Origin of the sequence: Pseudomonas koreensis, assembly GCF_025447595.1 — a bacterium.
Taxonomy (GTDB): domain Bacteria; phylum Pseudomonadota; class Gammaproteobacteria; order Pseudomonadales; family Pseudomonadaceae; genus Aquipseudomonas; species Aquipseudomonas koreensis_H.
In genome coordinates this window covers 12,751-29,862 of sequence record NZ_JAOEJU010000007.1, presented here as the reverse complement: position 1 = coordinate 29,862, position 17,112 = coordinate 12,751, and the positions used below count along the sequence as shown (strand labels likewise).

Annotated in this window: 21 protein-coding genes; 11 read left to right on the top strand and 10 right to left on the bottom strand. The window is 62.0% G+C overall.

Features of this window, described 5'->3' with window-relative positions:
- Positions 1-397 precede the first annotated feature (397 nt).
- The 6 genes from rluB to N8H71_RS11330 form a co-directional block, all read right to left on the bottom strand.
- Positions 398-1,615 carry a 23S rRNA pseudouridine(2605) synthase RluB gene (gene rluB, locus N8H71_RS11355; protein ID WP_262194057.1) on the bottom strand — a complete coding sequence of 406 codons (1,218 nt, stop codon included), beginning with the start codon at positions 1,613-1,615 and terminating at the stop codon, positions 398-400.
- 154 nt (positions 1,616-1,769) lie between these two features.
- Positions 1,770-1,961 carry a DUF1289 domain-containing protein gene (locus N8H71_RS11350; protein ID WP_262194056.1) on the bottom strand — a complete coding sequence of 64 codons (192 nt, stop codon included), beginning with the start codon at positions 1,959-1,961 and terminating at the stop codon, positions 1,770-1,772.
- Positions 1,962-2,106: 145 nt separating this feature from the next.
- The gene (gene scpB, locus N8H71_RS11345) at positions 2,107-3,126 is read right to left on the bottom strand and encodes an SMC-Scp complex subunit ScpB (RefSeq protein ID WP_262194055.1); all 1,020 of its coding nucleotides are present in this window, start codon (positions 3,124-3,126) and stop codon (positions 2,107-2,109) included.
- Between the two features lie 11 nt (positions 3,127-3,137).
- The gene (locus N8H71_RS11340; protein ID WP_236181677.1) at positions 3,138-3,836 is read right to left on the bottom strand and encodes a segregation and condensation protein A; all 699 of its coding nucleotides are present in this window, start codon (positions 3,834-3,836) and stop codon (positions 3,138-3,140) included.
- Between the two features lie 120 nt (positions 3,837-3,956).
- A complete protein-coding gene (locus N8H71_RS11335) occupies positions 3,957-4,586 on the bottom strand; it encodes an L-threonylcarbamoyladenylate synthase (RefSeq protein ID WP_262194054.1) in 630 nt (209 codons plus the stop codon).
- A gap of 13 nt (positions 4,587-4,599) precedes the next feature.
- Positions 4,600-5,463, bottom strand: a complete 864-nt coding sequence (locus tag N8H71_RS11330; protein ID WP_262194053.1) for a PHP domain-containing protein — start codon at positions 5,461-5,463, stop codon at positions 4,600-4,602.
- Between the two features lie 87 nt (positions 5,464-5,550).
- On the opposite strand from N8H71_RS11330, the gene N8H71_RS11325 reads away from it, so the two are divergent.
- The 6 genes from N8H71_RS11325 to N8H71_RS11300 all read left to right on the top strand — a co-directional run bounded on the left by N8H71_RS11325 (position 5,551) and on the right by N8H71_RS11300 (position 9,766).
- Entirely contained in the window at positions 5,551-6,147 is a 597-nt protein-coding gene (locus tag N8H71_RS11325; protein WP_085699543.1) for a septation protein A, read from the top strand.
- Between the two features lies 1 nt (position 6,148).
- The gene (locus N8H71_RS11320) at positions 6,149-6,448 is read left to right on the top strand and encodes a YciI family protein (RefSeq protein WP_064378589.1); all 300 of its coding nucleotides are present in this window, start codon (positions 6,149-6,151) and stop codon (positions 6,446-6,448) included.
- 120 nt (positions 6,449-6,568) lie between these two features.
- Positions 6,569-6,979: a translation initiation factor 2 gene (locus N8H71_RS11315; RefSeq protein WP_262194051.1), complete on the top strand. Its 411-nt coding sequence runs from the start codon at positions 6,569-6,571 to the stop codon at positions 6,977-6,979.
- A 7-nt stretch (positions 6,980-6,986) separates the two neighbouring features.
- On the top strand, positions 6,987-7,664 hold the full coding sequence (locus N8H71_RS11310) for a response regulator transcription factor (protein WP_007958370.1): 678 nt from the start codon (positions 6,987-6,989) through the stop codon (positions 7,662-7,664).
- Positions 7,665-7,800: 136 nt separating this feature from the next.
- Positions 7,801-8,250 carry a Spy/CpxP family protein refolding chaperone gene (locus N8H71_RS11305; RefSeq protein WP_007958371.1) on the top strand — a complete coding sequence of 150 codons (450 nt, stop codon included), beginning with the start codon at positions 7,801-7,803 and terminating at the stop codon, positions 8,248-8,250.
- Between the two features lie 175 nt (positions 8,251-8,425).
- A complete protein-coding gene (locus N8H71_RS11300) occupies positions 8,426-9,766 on the top strand; it encodes a sensor histidine kinase (RefSeq protein WP_262194050.1) in 1,341 nt (446 codons plus the stop codon).
- A gap of 108 nt (positions 9,767-9,874) precedes the next feature.
- Here N8H71_RS11300 and N8H71_RS11295 read toward each other — a convergent pair whose 3' ends face one another.
- Positions 9,875-10,441 (bottom strand): nitroreductase family protein, encoded by a 567-nt coding sequence (locus N8H71_RS11295; RefSeq protein ID WP_039765496.1) that lies wholly within the window; start codon positions 10,439-10,441, stop codon positions 9,875-9,877.
- Between the two features lie 121 nt (positions 10,442-10,562).
- On the opposite strand from N8H71_RS11295, the gene N8H71_RS11290 reads away from it, so the two are divergent.
- A complete protein-coding gene (locus N8H71_RS11290) occupies positions 10,563-12,017 on the top strand; it encodes a TrkH family potassium uptake protein (protein WP_262194049.1) in 1,455 nt (484 codons plus the stop codon).
- Here the strand turns inward: N8H71_RS11290 and N8H71_RS11285 are convergent.
- On the bottom strand, positions 11,974-13,035 hold the full coding sequence (locus N8H71_RS11285) for an AraC family transcriptional regulator (protein ID WP_202949245.1): 1,062 nt from the start codon (positions 13,033-13,035) through the stop codon (positions 11,974-11,976). The two genes, N8H71_RS11290 and N8H71_RS11285, sit on opposite strands and share 44 nt — an antisense overlap.
- Positions 13,036-13,202: 167 nt before the next feature.
- Between N8H71_RS11285 and N8H71_RS11280 the strand changes: the two genes are divergently transcribed.
- Both N8H71_RS11280 and N8H71_RS11275 read left to right on the top strand, forming a co-directional pair.
- Entirely contained in the window at positions 13,203-13,514 is a 312-nt protein-coding gene (locus N8H71_RS11280) for a DUF962 domain-containing protein (RefSeq protein ID WP_262194048.1), read from the top strand.
- A 24-nt stretch (positions 13,515-13,538) separates the two neighbouring features.
- The gene (locus N8H71_RS11275; RefSeq protein WP_262194047.1) at positions 13,539-14,129 is read left to right on the top strand and encodes an HD domain-containing protein; all 591 of its coding nucleotides are present in this window, start codon (positions 13,539-13,541) and stop codon (positions 14,127-14,129) included.
- A gap of 14 nt (positions 14,130-14,143) precedes the next feature.
- Here the strand turns inward: N8H71_RS11275 and N8H71_RS11270 are convergent, their stop codons facing one another.
- Complete coding sequence (locus N8H71_RS11270; protein ID WP_007958385.1) at positions 14,144-14,959, bottom strand: UDP-2,3-diacylglucosamine diphosphatase; 816 nt, start codon at positions 14,957-14,959, stop codon at positions 14,144-14,146.
- A gap of 132 nt (positions 14,960-15,091) precedes the next feature.
- Between N8H71_RS11270 and N8H71_RS11265 the strand changes: the two genes are divergently transcribed.
- Both N8H71_RS11265 and N8H71_RS11260 read left to right on the top strand, forming a co-directional pair.
- Positions 15,092-15,856, top strand: a complete 765-nt coding sequence (locus N8H71_RS11265) for an AraC family transcriptional regulator (protein WP_262194046.1) — start codon at positions 15,092-15,094, stop codon at positions 15,854-15,856.
- Positions 15,857-15,929: 73 nt separating this feature from the next.
- Positions 15,930-16,823, top strand: a complete 894-nt coding sequence (locus N8H71_RS11260; protein ID WP_011332994.1) for a DMT family transporter — start codon at positions 15,930-15,932, stop codon at positions 16,821-16,823.
- On the opposite strand, the gene N8H71_RS11255 is transcribed toward N8H71_RS11260, so the two are convergent.
- A complete protein-coding gene (locus N8H71_RS11255) occupies positions 16,817-17,104 on the bottom strand; it encodes a SelT/SelW/SelH family protein (protein ID WP_262194045.1) in 288 nt (95 codons plus the stop codon). The genes N8H71_RS11260 and N8H71_RS11255 overlap by 7 nt on opposite strands.
- Positions 17,105-17,112: the final 8 nt, after the last annotated feature.

Genomic DNA, 17,112 nt, shown 5'->3' with positions numbered 1-17,112 from the left:
TGCGCCTCCTTCTTGTTATGCACCTGCACGACAGGCATGCATCGCATCTCACCTTCCTAACGACGCTGAAACAAGCGCGCCAGAGCGCTGCACCAGCCCCGGCGGACGGGGCTTCGGCAGATTTTCCTTACAGCTTGGCGGAGGGACACGATCCATGGGGCTTCGCAGGTTTTTTCGTAAATATTCACTGACAGTGCGTAACGTAAAGTTTCCACTCCAGACCTGTCGAAGCTGCGCCCGGTGATTGACGTTAGCTGGCTAACTATTTGAAAGGCGTTGAGTTTTTTTGTTTTAGAACAAGAAAAACACTACCGAAAAAAAGAAATAAAAAGTCCAAAAAAAAACGCCAACTCTATGAGTTGGCGTTTTCTGTTTCAGCTTGAAGCTTGCAGCGGCCTTATTCCGGCTTCTTGCGACCGAAACCCGGACGCTGGCCGGAACCGGCCGGTGCGCCACGGCGTTTGCCCGTCGGCTTGTCATCGTCAGCCAGCTTGATGCCCGGACGCTTCGGCGCCGGTTTGGCCGGGCGCTTGGTGTCGGCTGGACGATCCGCCACCGGCGTACCGCGACCTTCGCCCCGCTCGGTACGGCCATTGGCCGGACGCGGGGTGCGTGGACCGCGCTCGCCATCCGGACGCGCAGCAGGTTTGCGACCTGGACGCTCGCCTTCGATCTGCGGCTCGCGGACCGGACGCGGACCGGCGCCAATCGGTGCACCGTTGGCCGGACGCAGGGTGCGCACGCGCTCGGTACGGGCCATCGGGCGCGACGACTTGCGCTGCATACGGTCGAGCTTGTCTTTGCTTTTGGCGTTCAGTTGCGGCATAGCCACCGGCGTCAGACCGACTTCGGCGCTCAACACGTCGACTTCGTACTGGCTCATTTCGCGCCAGCGGCCCATGGGCAGGTCGGAGTTGAGGAATACCGGACCGAAACGCACGCGCTTCAGGCGGCTGACCACCAGCCCCTGGGATTCCCACAGGCGACGTACTTCACGGTTACGGCCTTCCATCACCACGCAGTGATACCAGTGGTTGAAGCCTTCGCCGCCCGGTGCCTGTTGAATGTCGGTGAAACGTGCCGGGCCGTCTTCCAGCACAACGCCGGCCTTCAGGCGCTCGATCATTTCGTCATCGACTTCGCCACGTACACGCACCGCGTACTCGCGGTCCATCTCGTAGGACGGGTGCATCAGGCGGTTGGCCAGCTCACCGTCGGTGGTGAACATCAGCAGACCGGTGGTGTTGATGTCGAGACGACCGATATTGATCCAGCGGCCTTCTTTCGGACGCGGCAGCTTGTCGAACACGGTCGGACGGCCTTCCGGGTCGTCACGGGTGCAGATCTCGCCATCGGGCTTGTTGTACATGATCACGCGGCGAACCGACTCGGCGGCTTCTTCGCGCTTGATGACCTTGCCATCAATGGTAATCGCGTCGTGCATGTCGACACGCAGGCCGAGGGTAGCGTCTTTACCATTGACCTTGATCCGGCCGGCAGCGATCCAGGACTCGACGTCACGGCGCGAGCCGACGCCGATACGAGCGAGGACTTTCTGCAGCTTTTCGCCTGCTGGGCCGATTTCCTGGTCGTCTTTCTGATTGATGTCACTCATCTGGGCACCTCCCGGTGTGGTCTGTTCAGCGGCGCTGAATTGAGCCGCTGAAGCGTTGAAATCTGGGTTTTCGGGCGAAGGGATCGCCGAAGGGTCGCGAATCATACGCGGATGTGGCCGCGCGCGCATCAGAGACTAGTCGATCAGGGCAAGGTTATTTCTTTTTCCGCCGACCGGTGGCCCCGAGTTTGATCAGACGCAGCGCGGCTTCGGCCAGCACAGTGCGCTTGTCGTCCTTGTCGAGTTTCTTCCAGGCCCGGATCTCGCGCTTGCTGCGGCCGCAGCCCAGGCAGATATCCTCGCTGAACTTGCAGACGCTGATGCAAGGATCTTTGGTAGCGCTCATCCAATATTCCAGAACAGTGCATAACCCTGTGGGAGCGGGCTTGCCCGCGAAGGCGTCCGACTAGTCAAAGATGATGTTGAATGTGCCGGCCTCTTCGCGGGCAAGCCCGCTCCCACAGAGTTCTTCGGTGCTCGGAGCATTGAGCTCAATCCTCGAACTCGCGGCGTTCGGCTTCGATGGCTTCGGCCAGGGCGCGGGCTTCGGCTTCTTCTTCGCTCAGTTCTTCCTCGGCGGCAGGTTCCGGTGCGGGCTGTTCGAGCCGGGCGACGGCGGCCAGCAGTTTTTCCCGGGCTTCTGCCACGCCGAGCACATCGTCTTCCTGCTCGGGCTCTGGCTCGAATTCTGGCTCGGGCTCAAATTCGGGCTCAAATTCAGATTCTGGTTCACCCTCGTCCGGCGGCTCGACCGGATCGGATTCAAACCCGGTCGACATCGATTCGTCGCCTACCCCGTCACGCAGCAAGTCGTCGAAATCGGTCTTGATCCCCTCCTCCATGCTGTCCAGTTCCAGCAGCAACGTGTGGAAACTGGTTTCCTCCTTCGGTTCTTCCGGCTCGGCGCTGGCGTCGGCCAGCTCCTGCAATCCCGGAGGCACGGGAGCGTCGTCGAAGTCGAGCACCGGATCAGCCTCCATTTCGCGTAGCTCGGCCAGTGGCGGCAGCTCGTCGAGGCTTTTCAGGTTGAAGTGATCCAGAAACAGTTTGGTGGTGGCAAACATCGCCGGTTTGCCCGGCACGTCACGGTAACCGACGATGCGGATCCACTCGCGCTCCATCAGCGTCTTGACGATGTTGGTGTTGACCGCCACGCCCCGCACATCCTCGATTTCGCCCCGAGTGATCGGCTGGCGATAGGCGATCAGCGCCATGGTTTCCAGCAAAGCCCGCGAATAACGCTGCGGGCGCTCTTCCCACAAACGGCCGACCCACGGCGCGAACTTCTCACGGATTTGCAGGCGATAGCCCGAAGCGACTTCCTTGAGCTCGAACGCCCGGCCCTCGCAGGATTTGCCGAGCAGGGTCAGGGCTTTCTTGAAGACCGGCGGTTCCGGGCGCTCGCCTTCTTCGAACAGTTCATACAGGCGCTCGAGCGATTGCGGCTTTCCCGAGGCCAACAGAAAGGCTTCAAGCAGGGACGCCAGCTCGCGGGGTTCAGTCAGGTTCATATCGGGACTCGTTATTCGGCTCGGGCTCGCACGTGGATCGCGGCGAACGGCTCATTCTGCACCAGCTCGATCAGGGATTCCTTGACCAGTTCAAGGATCGCCATGAAGGTCACCACCACCCCGAGCTTGCCCTCCTCGGCGGTGAACAGCTCGACGAACGGCACAAACCCGCCGCCCTTGAGCCGCTCCAGCACGTCGCTCATGCGCTCGCGGGTGGACAGCGCCTCGCGGCTGACCTGATGGCTTTCGAACATGTCGCCCCGGCGCAGCACTTCGGCCATGGACATCAGGATTTCTTCCAGCGCCACGTCGGGCAACAGCTTGCGCGCGCGGGCTTCCGGGGCGTCGAGCTTGGGCACGATCACGTCGCGACCGACCCGGCTCAGGCCATCGATGCCCTCGGCAGCGGCCTTGAAGCGTTCGTACTCTTGCAGGCGACGGATCAACTCGGCACGCGGGTCTTCTTCTTCGTCCTCGACGGTTTCGGCCCGGGGCAGCAGCATCCGTGACTTGATCTCGGCCAGCATCGCGGCCATCACCAGGTATTCGGCGGCCAGTTCCAGGCGCACCGACTGCATCAGCTCGACATAACCCATGTACTGGCGGGTGATTTCCGCCACCGGGATGTCGAGGATGTTGATGTTCTGTTTGCGGATCAGGTACAGCAGCAGGTCGAGCGGGCCTTCGAAGGCTTCGAGGAAGACTTCCAGGGCGTCCGGCGGGATGTACAGGTCCAGCGGCATCTCCGTGACGGCCTGGCCATAGACCATGGCAAACGGCAGTTCCTGCTGGGCACCGGCCTGGGGATCAACGGTTTCCACTGCGGACATTCAGGCCTCGACCATGAATGGCGCAGGATCGCCGCAACCGACGCGGATCACTTCCGGATCATCGCCCGTGAGGTCGATCACGGTGGAGGCCTTGATGCCGCCAAAACCGCCGTCGATGATCAGGTCGACCTGATGCTCGAGCAACTGGCGCATTTCGTACGGATCGCTCAACGGATCTTCATCGCCCGGCATGATCAGGGTCACGCTCATCAACGGCTCGCCCAGCTCGGCCAGCAACGCCAATGCGATCGGATGACTCGGCACCCGCAGCCCGATGGTGCGTTTCTTCGGATGCAGCAGCAGGCGCGGCACTTCACGGGTGGCGTTGAGAATGAAAGTGTACGGGCCCGGCAAGTGGGCTTTCAGAATCCGAAAGGTCCCGGTGTCGATCTTCGCGTAGTTGCCCAGCTGCGACAGGTCGCTGCAGATCAGCGCAAAGTTGTGCTTTTCGTCGAGCTGACGCAGCCGTCGAACGCGCTCAATGGCGTTCTTGTCACCGATCTGGCAACCGATTGCGTAGGAAGAGTCCGTTGGATAGACCACCACCCCGCCCTTGCGGATGATCTCGACCGCCTGTTTGATCAGGCGCGCTTGCGGGTTTTCCGGATGAATCTGGAAAAATTGACTCACATTCTCTACCTGTTCAGACGGCGGCAATAACTGTGTCATGTTTGAACCGACACCACAGGGGTGGAAGGTCCTCCGGCACCGGCCGGTACTGGCCGATCTCGGACCAGCCACCAGGGCCATGGAAATCACTGCCGGCGCTGACCAGCAGACCGAACTCACGGGCAAGGATCGCAAGGCTCCCCACCTGTTCCGCAGGCTGATGACCGTTGACCACTTCGATCGCCTGCCCGCCTGCTTGAATATAGTCGGCAATCAGCTTTCGGCGCTTGCTGCGGGTGAAATCGTAGTGCCACGGATGCGCCAGACTGACCCAGGCACCGGCGGCGCGCAGCGTGCCGACGGTTTCTTCGAGGGTTGGCCAGTGTTGCTTGACGTCCCCCAGCTTGCCGGCGCCGAGCCATTTGCGAAACGCCTCGGCGCGATCCTTTACAAAACCTTCACGCACCATCCAGTCGGCGAAATGCGGACGGGCCGGCGCGTTGCCGCTGTCGCCCAGTTCCTGCTGGATCTGCCGTGCGCCTTCGAGCGCGTTCGGCATGCCCTTGAGGGCGAGCTTGCGGCTTATCTCTTCAGACCGCAGCCAGCGGCCGTCGTGCAACTTCGCAATCGCCTCGACCAACGGCGCGGCGTTGACGTCGAAACCGTAGCCGAGCACGTGAATGGTCGCCCCGCCCCAGGTACAGGACAACTCGACGCCGTTGACCAACTGCATCCCCAGTTCCGTGGCCGCAATACGGGCTTCGGCCAAGCCTTCAAGGGTGTCGTGATCGGTCAGGGCCAGGACTCGCACGCCGTTCTCGAACGCACGCGCAACCAGTGCCGCAGGCGCCAGGGCGCCATCGGAGGCCGTGCTGTGGCAGTGCAAATCAACATTCACGGGGATGTGTAACCTCAAATCAGCTGGCGCTATCGCGCGCCCATATGTTTGTTATTATGCCGGCACATCCAGCTTCTGGCTCTCACTGTGAAACAATTCATCGATTTCATCCCGCTTCTGCTGTTCTTCATCGTCTACAAACTCGATCCACGCACCGTCGACGTTGCCGGCCATGAACTGACGGTAGGCGGTATCTACAGTGCCACCGCCATGCTGATCATCAGCTCCCTGGTGGTGTACGGCGCGCTCTTCATCAAACAGCGCAAGCTGGAGAAGAGCCAGTGGCTGACGCTGGTCGCCTGCCTGGTGTTCGGCAGCCTGACCCTCGCCTTCCACAGCGAAACCTTCCTGAAATGGAAAGCCCCGGTGGTCAACTGGCTGTTCGCCCTGGCTTTCATCGGTAGCCACTTCATAGGTGACCGCCTGCTGATCAAACGCATCATGGGCCACGCGCTGACCCTGCCGGATCCGGTCTGGACCCGCCTTAACATCGCCTGGATCGCCTTTTTCCTGTTCTGCGGGGCCGCCAACCTGTTCGTCGCCTTTACCTTCCAGAGTATCTGGGTGGACTTCAAGGTGTTCGGCAGCCTGGGCATGACCGTGCTGTTCCTGGTCGGTCAGGGCATCTACCTGTCCCGTCACCTGCACGACGCCGATACCACAACGCCAAAAACCGAGGACTGACATGCTCTACGCCATCATTGCCACCGACGTCGCCAACTCCCTGGACGCCCGCCTCGCTGCGCGCCCGGCGCACCTTGAACGCCTGCAAGTGCTCAAGGGCGAAGGCCGCATCGTGCTGGCCGGCCCGCACCCGGCGGTCGACAGCAATGATCCGGGCGCAGCAGGTTTCAGCGGCAGCCTGATCGTCGCCGAATTCGACTCCCTGAGCGCGGCGCAAGCCTGGGCCGATGCCGACCCGTACATCGCCGCCGGCGTCTACGCCAACGTGATCGTCAAGCCGTTCAAGCAAGTCCTGCCGTAACCTCCCCCGCCAATGTCCCCACGCGATGAACCTTGTCGGTTCATCGCGTTCTCAATCGCTCATTATTCTCGTTTGCCGGCCGACAACCTGCCCAATATCCATTTGGAAACAGGAGTCGCGATGCGCAAGGGTCCGTTGTGTCTGATGTTGGTCACGTTGTCGATCGTGGCGCCCGCCCATGGTGAAGAAAGCACCGAAGGCGGCAACTCCACGCCGCTGTCGTTGAGCGCCGGCAGTCAGATCACCGAGTTGCAGCAGCGCCTGAAGGCCAGCGAGCAGCAACGGGAAGAACTGAGCAAACAACTGCAAAATGCCGACAACACCCGCGAAAGCGCCCAGCTCGCCCGGTTGCGCCAGGAGAACCAGCGTTTGAAGCTGCAACTCAAGGAAGCCCAGGCCAGCCCGCTGCCGCGCCTGCTGACCGAACAGCAGCAATGGTTCGTCACCGGGGCCGGGGTAGCGCTATTGGCGCTGCTCTGCGGTATCTTTGCCAGTGGAGCAAGCCGAAAACGTCGGCAATGGCTAAATTGAGTGAGTCATGAGCGAGCTGTTACTGATTGATGATGACCAGGAGTTGTGTGAACTCCTGAGTAGCTGGCTGAGCCAGGAAGGCTTCCAGGTCCGGGCCTGCCACGATGGTCAGAGCGCCCGCAAGGCGCTCGCCGAAACCGCGCCTGCGGCCGTGGTACTCGATGTGATGCTGCCCGACGGCAGCGGCCTGGAACTGCTCAAGCAATTGCGCAGCGATCACGCCGACCTGCCGGTGCTGATGCTCTCGGCCCGGGGCGAACCGCTGGACCGGATCCTGGGCCTGGAACTGGGCGCCGACGATTACCTGGCCAAACCCTGCGATCCGCGCGAACTGACCGCCCGCCTGCGCGCCGTGCTGCGCCGCAGTCATCCGGCCGCCGTGTCGACCCAGCTCGAGCTGGGCGACCTGAGCTTCAGCCCGGTGCGCGGCGTGGTCAGCATCGACGAAAAGGAATTCACCCTCACCGTCTCCGAAAGCCGCCTGCTCGAAGCCCTGCTCAAGCAACCGGGCGAGCCGCTGGACAAACAGGAACTGGCGCAGATCGCCCTCGGCCGCAAGCTGACCCTGTACGACCGCAGCCTCGACATGCACGTCAGCAACCTGCGCAAAAAGATTGGCCCGCACCCCGACGGCCGCCCGCGCATCGTCGCCCTGCGCAGCCGTGGCTACTACTACAGCCTCTGATCGTCTGTCAGTTTTGTCAGGTCGGCGCGAAAACGTGTTTACCCAAGCTTTACACAGCGCTGACCGCCGCTGACCTTGATCTCCGTAATCTGTACTCATCCGGAACGTACCGGGAACGAGACAAAGGAGATTCACCATGCGCAAGACTCTTATCGCTCTGATGTTTGCCGCTGCCCTGCCAACCGTCGCCATGGCCATGCCACAGGATGGCGGTCCGATGGGTGGCCCGCTGGACGGCCCGCGCCATGGCGGTCAGATGCACGGCATGCACGGCAAAGGCCCGTACAGTCAACTGGACCTGTCCCGCGAACAGCGCGAGCAGATCCGCAAGATCATGGGCGAGCAGATGCACGAGCGTAAGCAGACGGTCGAAAAATACCTGGAGAAACTCTCGCCAGCCGACCAGAAAGCCATGAAGGACGAGATGGCGGCCAACCACAAGAAAGCCGAGTCCGATGTCCGCGCGGTGTTGAAGCCGGATCAACAGAAGAAATTCGACGAAATCCAGAAAAAGCAGGCCGAACGCCGCGCCGAATGGGCCGAGTTCAAAGCCTGGAAAGCGCAACAGCCGCAAAAGGCGCAATAATGTTCTGACCCCAGGCCCGACGGCTTACCCCGTCGGGCCTGCTTTCACCCGATCAAATGTGGGAGCGAGCTTGCTCGCGATAGCGGTGTATCAGACAAAACTTAGCTGTCTGACACTACGCTATCGCGAGCAAGCTCGCTCCCACAGGGTTTTGCGTTTGTTCTGAGGAATCACTGTGCGTTCATTGTTCTGGCGTATCCTCGCCAGCTTCTGGCTGGCCATCGCTCTGGTTGCAGGGCTTTCCATTCTGCTGGGGCACATGCTCAACCAGGACGCGTGGATCCTCAGTCGTCACCCTGGCCTCAACACCCTGGCTGCCGAATGGACGCAGACCTACGAAGCCCAGGGCGAAGACGCCGCCCAGGACATCCTCGAACAGCGCAAGCGCCAGTACCACATCGACGTGCAGGTGCTGAACGAAAGCGGCGACCCGGTGGTGCGCGGCACATTCCCCCGGCGCGCGGCCGCCTTCGAAGCACGGCAGAACAACGATGACCGCCGCCTGCCCTGGCGCCGCCTGACCGACGAATTCACCAGCGAAAAAAGCGGCGACACCTACCTCTTCATCTACCGCATCCCGCACCCGGAGCTCGACGCCTGGCACCGCGAAAGCCTGCTCTGGCCATTGAGTGCGCTGGGCATTGCGTTGGTGGTGCTGACCCTGTTCAGCCTGCTGGTGACCTTTTCCATCACCCGCCCGCTCAGTCGCCTGCGCGGCGCGGTGCATGACCTCGGCCAGACCACCTATCAACAGAACAGCCTGGCGCAACTGGCCAACCGTCGCGATGAATTCGGCGTGCTGGCCAACGATTTCAACCGCATGGGCGCCCGCCTGCAAAGCCTGATCGGCAGTCAACGTCAGTTGCTGCGCGACGTATCCCACGAACTGCGTTCACCGTTGGCACGGCTGCGCATCGCGCTGGCCCTGGCCGAACGGGCAAGCCCGGAAGAACGGGAAAAACTCTGGCCGCGCCTGACTCGCGAGTGCGATCGGCTGGAAGCGTTGATCAGTGAAATTCTGGTGCTGGCGCGGGTCGATGCCGACAACGCCAGCGCCGAAGACGTGGATCTGAATGCCTTGCTCGCCACCCTGCAAAAGGACGCGCAATTGGGTTCACCAGAGCAGACCGTGCGTCTGGAGGCCGAGCCGGCGCTCAATCTGACAGGCTGGCCGACCATGATCGAGCGCGCCGTGGACAACCTGCTGCGCAATGCCCAGCGCTTCAACCCGGTGGGGCAGTCGATTGAAATGCAGGCGTCACGTCAGGGCGAGCGGATCGTGGTCAGCGTGCGTGACCATGGTCCGGGAGTGCACGCCGAACATCTAAGCCAGTTGGGCGAACCGTTTTATCGGGCGCCGGGGCAGACCGCAGCTGGCCATGGCCTGGGACTGGCGATTGCCCGGCGGGCAGCGGAACGGCATGGTGGGACACTGGTGCTGGCCAATCACCCGCAGGGCGGGTTTGTGGCCAGTCTTGAATTGCCTCTCGTACCGGGGGCAATTGTCCAACCGTGATACCAATGTGGGAGCGAGCCTGCTCGCGATAGCTTTTTGTCAGTCAATGGTGATGTGACTGGCTGCCCCCCATCGCGAGCAGGCTCGCTCCCACCTTTATTTAGTGTGTCAGGCCTTTGCCGGCCAGGCACTGACAAACTCAGCCAGATCAACCTTCTCGGCCACCCGCGGTTCTTTCTGCGGCGTGCCGAGGTACAGGAAGGCAATCACCTCTTCGTCATCCGTCAGGCCCAGGCCCTTGGCGACATGTTTCGAGTAGGCCAGATCACCCGTGCGCCACACCGCGCCAATCCCCTGCGCGTAAGCTGCCAGCAGAATCCCGTGAGCCGCACAGCCCGCGGCCAGCAACTGCTCGGCTTTCGGGTACTTGACGTGATCCTGCAATTTGGCAATCACCACGACCACCAGCGGCGCCCGCAGCGGGCCGTTACGCGCCTTGTCGATCATCGCTTCGGTGACTTCACCTTCCTGCATTTGCGCTGCTTCGGCCAGCAACTCGCCCATTTGCTCACGCGCCGCGCCTTCGACGGTCAGGAAGCGATACGGCTGCAAATGCCCGTGATCGGGTGCACGGGTCGCGGCGGCAAACAGCACTTCGCGCTGTTCGGCGGTGGGGGCCGGATCGATCAGTCGTGGAACGGAAACACGGTTGAGCAAAGCGTCGAGAGCCTGCATCGGCCACCTCCTGTAAAAAATGTCCGGCTATTCTAGCTGCAAGTGATCCAGCCGCGTCGGTTTACATGCCTTGCCCCGCAGGTAGAATGGCGCCCTTCCCACATCAGCCCGAGCAGACTTCATGGCGTTGCCGACCTTACGGATCATTGGTTTCATCATCGGCATCTTCCTGATCACCCTGGCCATCGCCATGGTCGTACCCATGGCCACCCTGCTGATCTTCGAGCGCACCGGCGATCTGCCGTCGTTCCTCTGGGCGAGCATGATCACCTTCGTCGCCGGCCTCGCCCTGGTGATTCCGGGGCGTCCGGAACACATTCACCTGCGCCCCCGGGACATGTACCTGCTGACCGTCAGCAGCTGGCTGGTGGTGTGCATTTTCGCCGCGCTGCCGTTCTTGCTGACCCAGCACATCAGCTACACCGACTCGTTCTTCGAAAGCATGTCCGGCATCACGGCCACCGGTTCGACCGTACTCAACCATCTGGACGACATGTCCCCCGGCATCCTGATGTGGCGCTCGCTGCTGCACTGGATCGGCGGCATCGGCTTCATCGGCATGGCGGTGGCGATCCTGCCGCTGCTGCGCATCGGTGGCATGCGCCTGTTCCAGACCGAATCCTCGGACCGCTCGGAAAAGGTCATGCCCCGCTCGCACATGGTGGCGCGGCTGATCGTGGCGGCGTACGTCGGCATCACCATTCTCGGCAGCCTGGCGTTCTGGTGGGCCGGGATGAGCCCGTTCGATGCGATCAATCACGCGATGTCGGCGATTTCCACCGGCGGGTTCTCGACCTCCGACCAGTCGCTGGCCAAGTGGACGCAACCGGCCGTGCACTGGGTCGCAGTAGTGATCATGATTCTCGGCAGCCTGCCGTTCACCCTGTACGTGGCGACGTTGCGCGGCAACCGTCGGGCGCTGATCAAGGATCAACAGGTGCAGGGTTTGCTCGGGATGTTATTGGTGACCTGGCTGGTGCTCGGTACCTGGTACTGGTGGACCACCAACCTGCATTGGCTGGACGCGCTGCGCCACGTGGCGCTGAACGTGACGTCGGTGGTCACCACCACCGGATTTGCGCTGGGGGACTACAGCCTGTGGGGCAATTTCTCGCTGATGCTGTTCTTTTATCTGGGCTTCGTCGGCGGCTGTTCCGGGTCGACGGCGGGCGGGATCAAAATTTTCCGCTTCCAGGTCGCCTACATCCTGCTCAAGGCCAACCTTAATCAGCTGATCCACCCGCGCGCGGTGATCAAGCAGAAGTACAACGGTCACCGCCTCGACGAAGAAATTGTCCGTTCGATTCTGACCTTCTCGTTCTTCTTCGCCATCACCATCTGCGTGATCGCCCTGCTGCTGTCGCTGTTGGGCGTGGACTGGATGACCGCATTGACCGGCGCCGCCAGCACCGTGTCCGGCGTTGGCCCGGGCCTGGGCGAAACCATCGGCCCGGCCGGCAACTTCGCCAGCCTGCCGGATGCGGCCAAGTGGATTCTGTCGTTCGGCATGCTGCTTGGCCGACTGGAGATCATTACGGTGTTTGTACTGTGTATTCCGGCGTTCTGGCGTCACTGATCGCGTTTGGCGCCTCCAGCAACCGCGCCCGATAATCGCCGGGCGTGGTGTCGAACCAGCGGCGGAAAGCGCGGAAGAAATTGCTCGGATCGGCAAACCCCAACAGGTAGGCAATCTCCAGCAGGGTCATGCTCGGCTGCGCCAGGTATTGCTCCGCGAGTTCGCGGCGAGTGTCGTCGAGCAACTGCTGAAAACTGGTGCCCTCCTCCTGCAAGCGTCGTTGCAAGGTGCGTTGCGACAGGTGCAGGGTCTGCGCCACAGTGTCGCGCTTCGGTTCGCCTTGCGGCAGCAGGCGGCACAACACCTGACGCGCCTTGTGGGTCACGCGGCTTTCGGAAAACCGTGCCAGATATTCCCCGGCAAACCGGTCGTGCAACAGCGCCATCGCCTCGTTGGCGGTGGGTAGCGGCGCTTCCATGTCGGCCCGTTCGAAGATCAGCGCGTCATACGGCGCGTTGAACACCAGCGGTGCATGGAAGGCCTGTTTATAGGGTTCAAGATCATCCGGCTCGTCGCCCTGCACCAGCACTTTGCGCGGGTGCAGCGTGCGCCCGGTCAGCCAACCGCACAGTGCCAGCGCGCAGGCCAGCGAGGCTTCGGCACTCTGACGGGTCGGCGGCAGATGATCGCCATGCACCGTCAGGATCAGCGCATAACCTTCGTCGAGCAGACGAAAGCTCAGGTCAGCACTTTCGGCGATGATTCGCTGATAACGCACCAGTCGCTGAAAACCTTCCGCCAGCGTATTGCTGGACATCAGCGCATAACCCGCGACATGGAACGAAGCCGGCCGCACCACCTTGCCCATGTTCAGGCCGATGGCGGGATTGCCGGACAGCTCGACCGCCCGTTGCCAGAGTCGGGTCATGGAATCCTGTGGGAAACGCGCGTCCGGATCCTCCAGCGCCGCGTAGTCGAGCCCCAGCTGTCTGAACAAAACCCGGCAATCCAGGCCGTCCATTTCCAGTGCTTTGACAATCCCCATCGCCCAGCTTGCAGATGTCGTTCGTTCGCTCATGGCGTTTTTTCTTGGATGACATGGTGAGCCGCATACTACGGCCGATTTCCCAAGGATAGTAAAGTGGCGCCGATTGTCACTGGCCGACGCCATTGATCACTCTAGACTCAAATAAGCTACCCGCCGAACAACTTGCAATCAGAACAATAACCATAGAGATCGCAGTCGTGGACACCATCAAGCATTTCAACAGCTTCGCCGAGTTCTATCCGTATTACCTCAGCGAGCACAGCAACAGCACCTGCCGTCGCCTGCATTTCATCGGCACGACGCTGGTGATCTTCATTCTCGCCCTGACCATCGCCAAGGGCGCCTGGCTGCTGTTGCTCGCCTTGCCGCTGGCCGGCTACAGCTTTGCCTGGGTCGGCCACTTCTTTTTCGAGAAAAACCGCCCGGCCACCTTCCAGCACCCGTTCTACAGCCTGCTCGGCGACTTCGTCATGTACCGCGACATGATCCTGGGCCGCGTGCCGTTCTAGAAATTCCGACCAAGAGGACTGCCGATGAATGCCACTGCCCGTTTCACCCACATGAAGGACGGCACACAGGACGACTGGGCGATCATCGCGGCGGATTTCAGCGCCTACGCCCGTCAGTTGCCGGGCCGGATCATGGCCCACCTGAAACTGCTCGAAGGCGATTTCGGCGGTTTCCCGGTGGATCGCCTGACCCACTCGCTGCAAACCGCCACCCGCGCCTTTCGCGACGGGCGCGACGAGGAATACGTGGTCTGCGCCCTGCTCCACGACATCGGCGACACCCTTGGCTCCTACAATCACCCGGACATCGCCGCCGCCATTCTCAAGCCGTTCATCAGCGCCGAGAACCTGTGGATGGTGGAAAAGCACGGGATCTTCCAGGGCTACTACTTCTTCCATCACCTGGGCATGGATCGGCACCTGCGCGAGCAATTCAGTGACCACCCGCAATTTCTGGCGACCGCGGAGTTCTGCGCCAAATACGACGCGGCGGCGTTCGACCCCGAGTACGACACCCTGCCGCTGAGCTTCTTCGAACCGATGATGGAAAGGCTGTTTGCTCAGCCGAAAAACTCGATCTACAAGGCGGCGATGGAAGAGCACAGCCCGGCCTGAGTTAGTTTGAGAACTCAGGCCAGTTCGGCAACCTTCGCCGCTTTCAATTCCGCTTCCCGCGCCTGCGCATCCGCCAGGCGATACAACTCGATCGTACCGTCCCAGTGCTCGATCAGCGCCGTGCATGACTCCACCCAGTCGCCACAATTGAGGTAATCCACCTCGCCGACCTTGCGGATCTCGGCGTGGTGGATGTGCCCGCAGACCACCCCGTGCAGCTCACGCTTCACGCATTCGTGGGCGATGGCTTCTTCGAAGTCGCTGATGAAGCTGACCGCGGTCTTCACCTTGTGTTTGAGATAGGCCGACAGCGACCAGTAGCCGTAACCGTATTTCGCCCGCCAGTGATTGAGCCAGCGGTTGAGGGTCAGGGTGAATTCGTAGGCTGAATCGCCGAGGAACGCGAGCCAGCGGTGATAGCGGGTGATCACGTCGAACTGGTCACCGTGAATCACCAGCAGATGCCGGCCATCGGCGGTGACGTGCACCGCCTCGTCGACCAGCTGGATGTTGCCCAGAATCAGTTTTGAATAGCGGCGCAGGAATTCGTCATGGTTGCCGGTGACGTAGATCACCTCGGTGCCGCGCTTGCTCATGGTCAGCAAACGGCGGATCACGTTGGTGTGCGCCTGGGGCCAGTACATGCCGCCGCGCAGCTTCCAGCCGTCGATGATGTCACCGACCAGGTAGATTTTGTCGGCGTGGTAGCCCTTGAGAAATTGCGACAGATGCTCGGCCTGGCAATCCCGCGTGCCCAGGTGCACGTCGGAGATCCACAGGGTGCGAACCCGTTGTTTACGACTGGGTCTGGCGAGCTCGGCGCTGGTCATGGGCAACCCTCTGCGATGTTTTCGCCACTGTGCGCGCGCCCGGTTAATCGACCATGACAGGCGTGCGTCAGTCGTGTGACAAACGCGCCGGCCCTGCGCCGGTGTAGACTGGCGGCTCGCCCGGAGACCGCCATGCAACCGATCCTGACCCTGCGCCATTACAGCCACGACCTGATCGCCCACAGCCACGACCACGCGCAACTGGTGTTCGGCCTGTCCGGCGCGCTGGATTTCGAAGTCGAGGGACGCGGCAGTCAGGTATTGCAGCAAAGCTTCGTGGTGATCCCCGCCGGCGCGCATCACGCGTGCGGCAGTCCCAAGGGCAGTCGCTGTCTGGTACTGGATGTGCCGGACGAGCAATGGCTGGCGCGCTCGCTGGGCGATCACGCGGATGCCAGCCGACGTCTGCTGGACAACGCAGCCCGGTTGTCGCTGGATGCCGGGCAGGGTCAATTGGTCAACTGGCTGGCGAACAGTCCGGTGGACGATCCGTTGATAGCGCAACAGGGCGCGGTGTTGCTGCTGGCGAGCCTGAACCACGTGCCACCCGCCGAAATCGCCGCGCGCCGCCTGCCCTACGCGGCACTCGATGCGCACATCGAGCAGTACGCGGCCTATCCGCTGCAAGTCGCGGATCTGGCGCGCGTCGCCGGATTGTCCAGCGCCCGGTTGCATGCGCGATTCGTCGCCGAATGCGGGCAGACGCCGATGGACTACATTCGCAGTCGCCGGCTGCATAAAGCCGTGGCACTGTTGCGCAACACCACGCTGCCCATCGGTGAAGTGGCCAGCCGTGTCGGCTACAACTCGCAAAGCGCGTTTTCGGCCGCTGTCCTGCGTGAGTTCGGCACCTCTCCTACACAATTGCGACGCGAGGCTGACGACAAAAGTCGATAGCCTGCCGACAGACTTTTGCACCGCGACACGCTTCAATGTGTGCCTGTAATGGTGTTCGGAAAAAAGGACTGCAATGACTCCCCGTACCGCCCTCGGCGCCCTGCATATCGGCGCACTGATGTTCGGCCTGACCGGCGTCTTCGGCAAACTCGCGGCTGCAACGCCCGCCGTCATCGTGTTCGGACGCGCCGCGTTTGCCGTGCTGGCCCTGGCGTTTTTCGCCCGCTTCGCTCAACAGGGTGGCTGGCAGAAACTGCAAGCCGTGGACTGGCGGCGACTGGCCCTGAGCGGCGTGCTGCTGGCCGGGCACTGGGTGAGTTTCTTCATTGCGGTCAAGGTCGCGGGCGTCGCCATTGCGACCTTGGGCTTCGCCAGTTTCCCGGCCTTCACGGTGATCCTCGAAGGGCTGATCTTTCGCGAACGCATCCGCGCCAATGAAATCGTACTGGTCGCGCTGGTCAGCATCGGGCTGGTGCTGGTGACGCCAGCGTTCGATCTGGCCAGCGGCGCGACCACCGGCCTGCTCTGGGCGATTCTTTCCGGTCTGTTGTTTTCGTTGCTGTCCCTGACCAACCGCGCCAGCTCCGGGCGCATCCCGGCGGTGCAGGCGGCGCTGTGCCAGAACGTGGTGGTGGCGTTGTGTCTGCTGCCGGTGGCGGCACCGCAACTGAGCGAAGTGCGCGCCATCGACTGGTTGTGGATCGGTCTGCTCGGAGTGTTCTGCACCGGCGTCGCCCACAGCCTGTTCGTCGCCAGCCTCGCGGTGATCAAGGCGCGCACCGCCGCAGTCGTGTTCGCCATGGAGCCGGTGTACGGGATTACCGTGGCCTGGCTGCTGTTCGATGAAGATCCGACTCTGCGCATGCTGATCGGCGGCGCGCTGATCATCGTAGCGATCGTGGTGTCGAGCCGGATGTCAGGCAGCAACGACAAGAAAACCGTCGCGGCTGAGGCAGCCTCTCACTGAGTACGATCGTTGTGGCCCAAGTCGCGGTCAGGGTCGATCTGGTCGCGTACTCGCTGCTTGAGCACCTTGGCCTCGGGGAAGCCGCCGTCGGCCTTGCGTTCCCAGATCTGCACGTCGTTGCAGGTAATGTGAAATATCCCGCCGGTGCCCGGCACCAGTGACACTTTGCCTAAATCGTCGCCGAAGGTGCTGAGCAGCTCCTGCGCCAGCCATGCGGCGCGCAACAGCCACTGGCATTGTGTGCAATAGGTGATGACGATTTCCGGTTTTGTAGCGGTCATGATCGCTG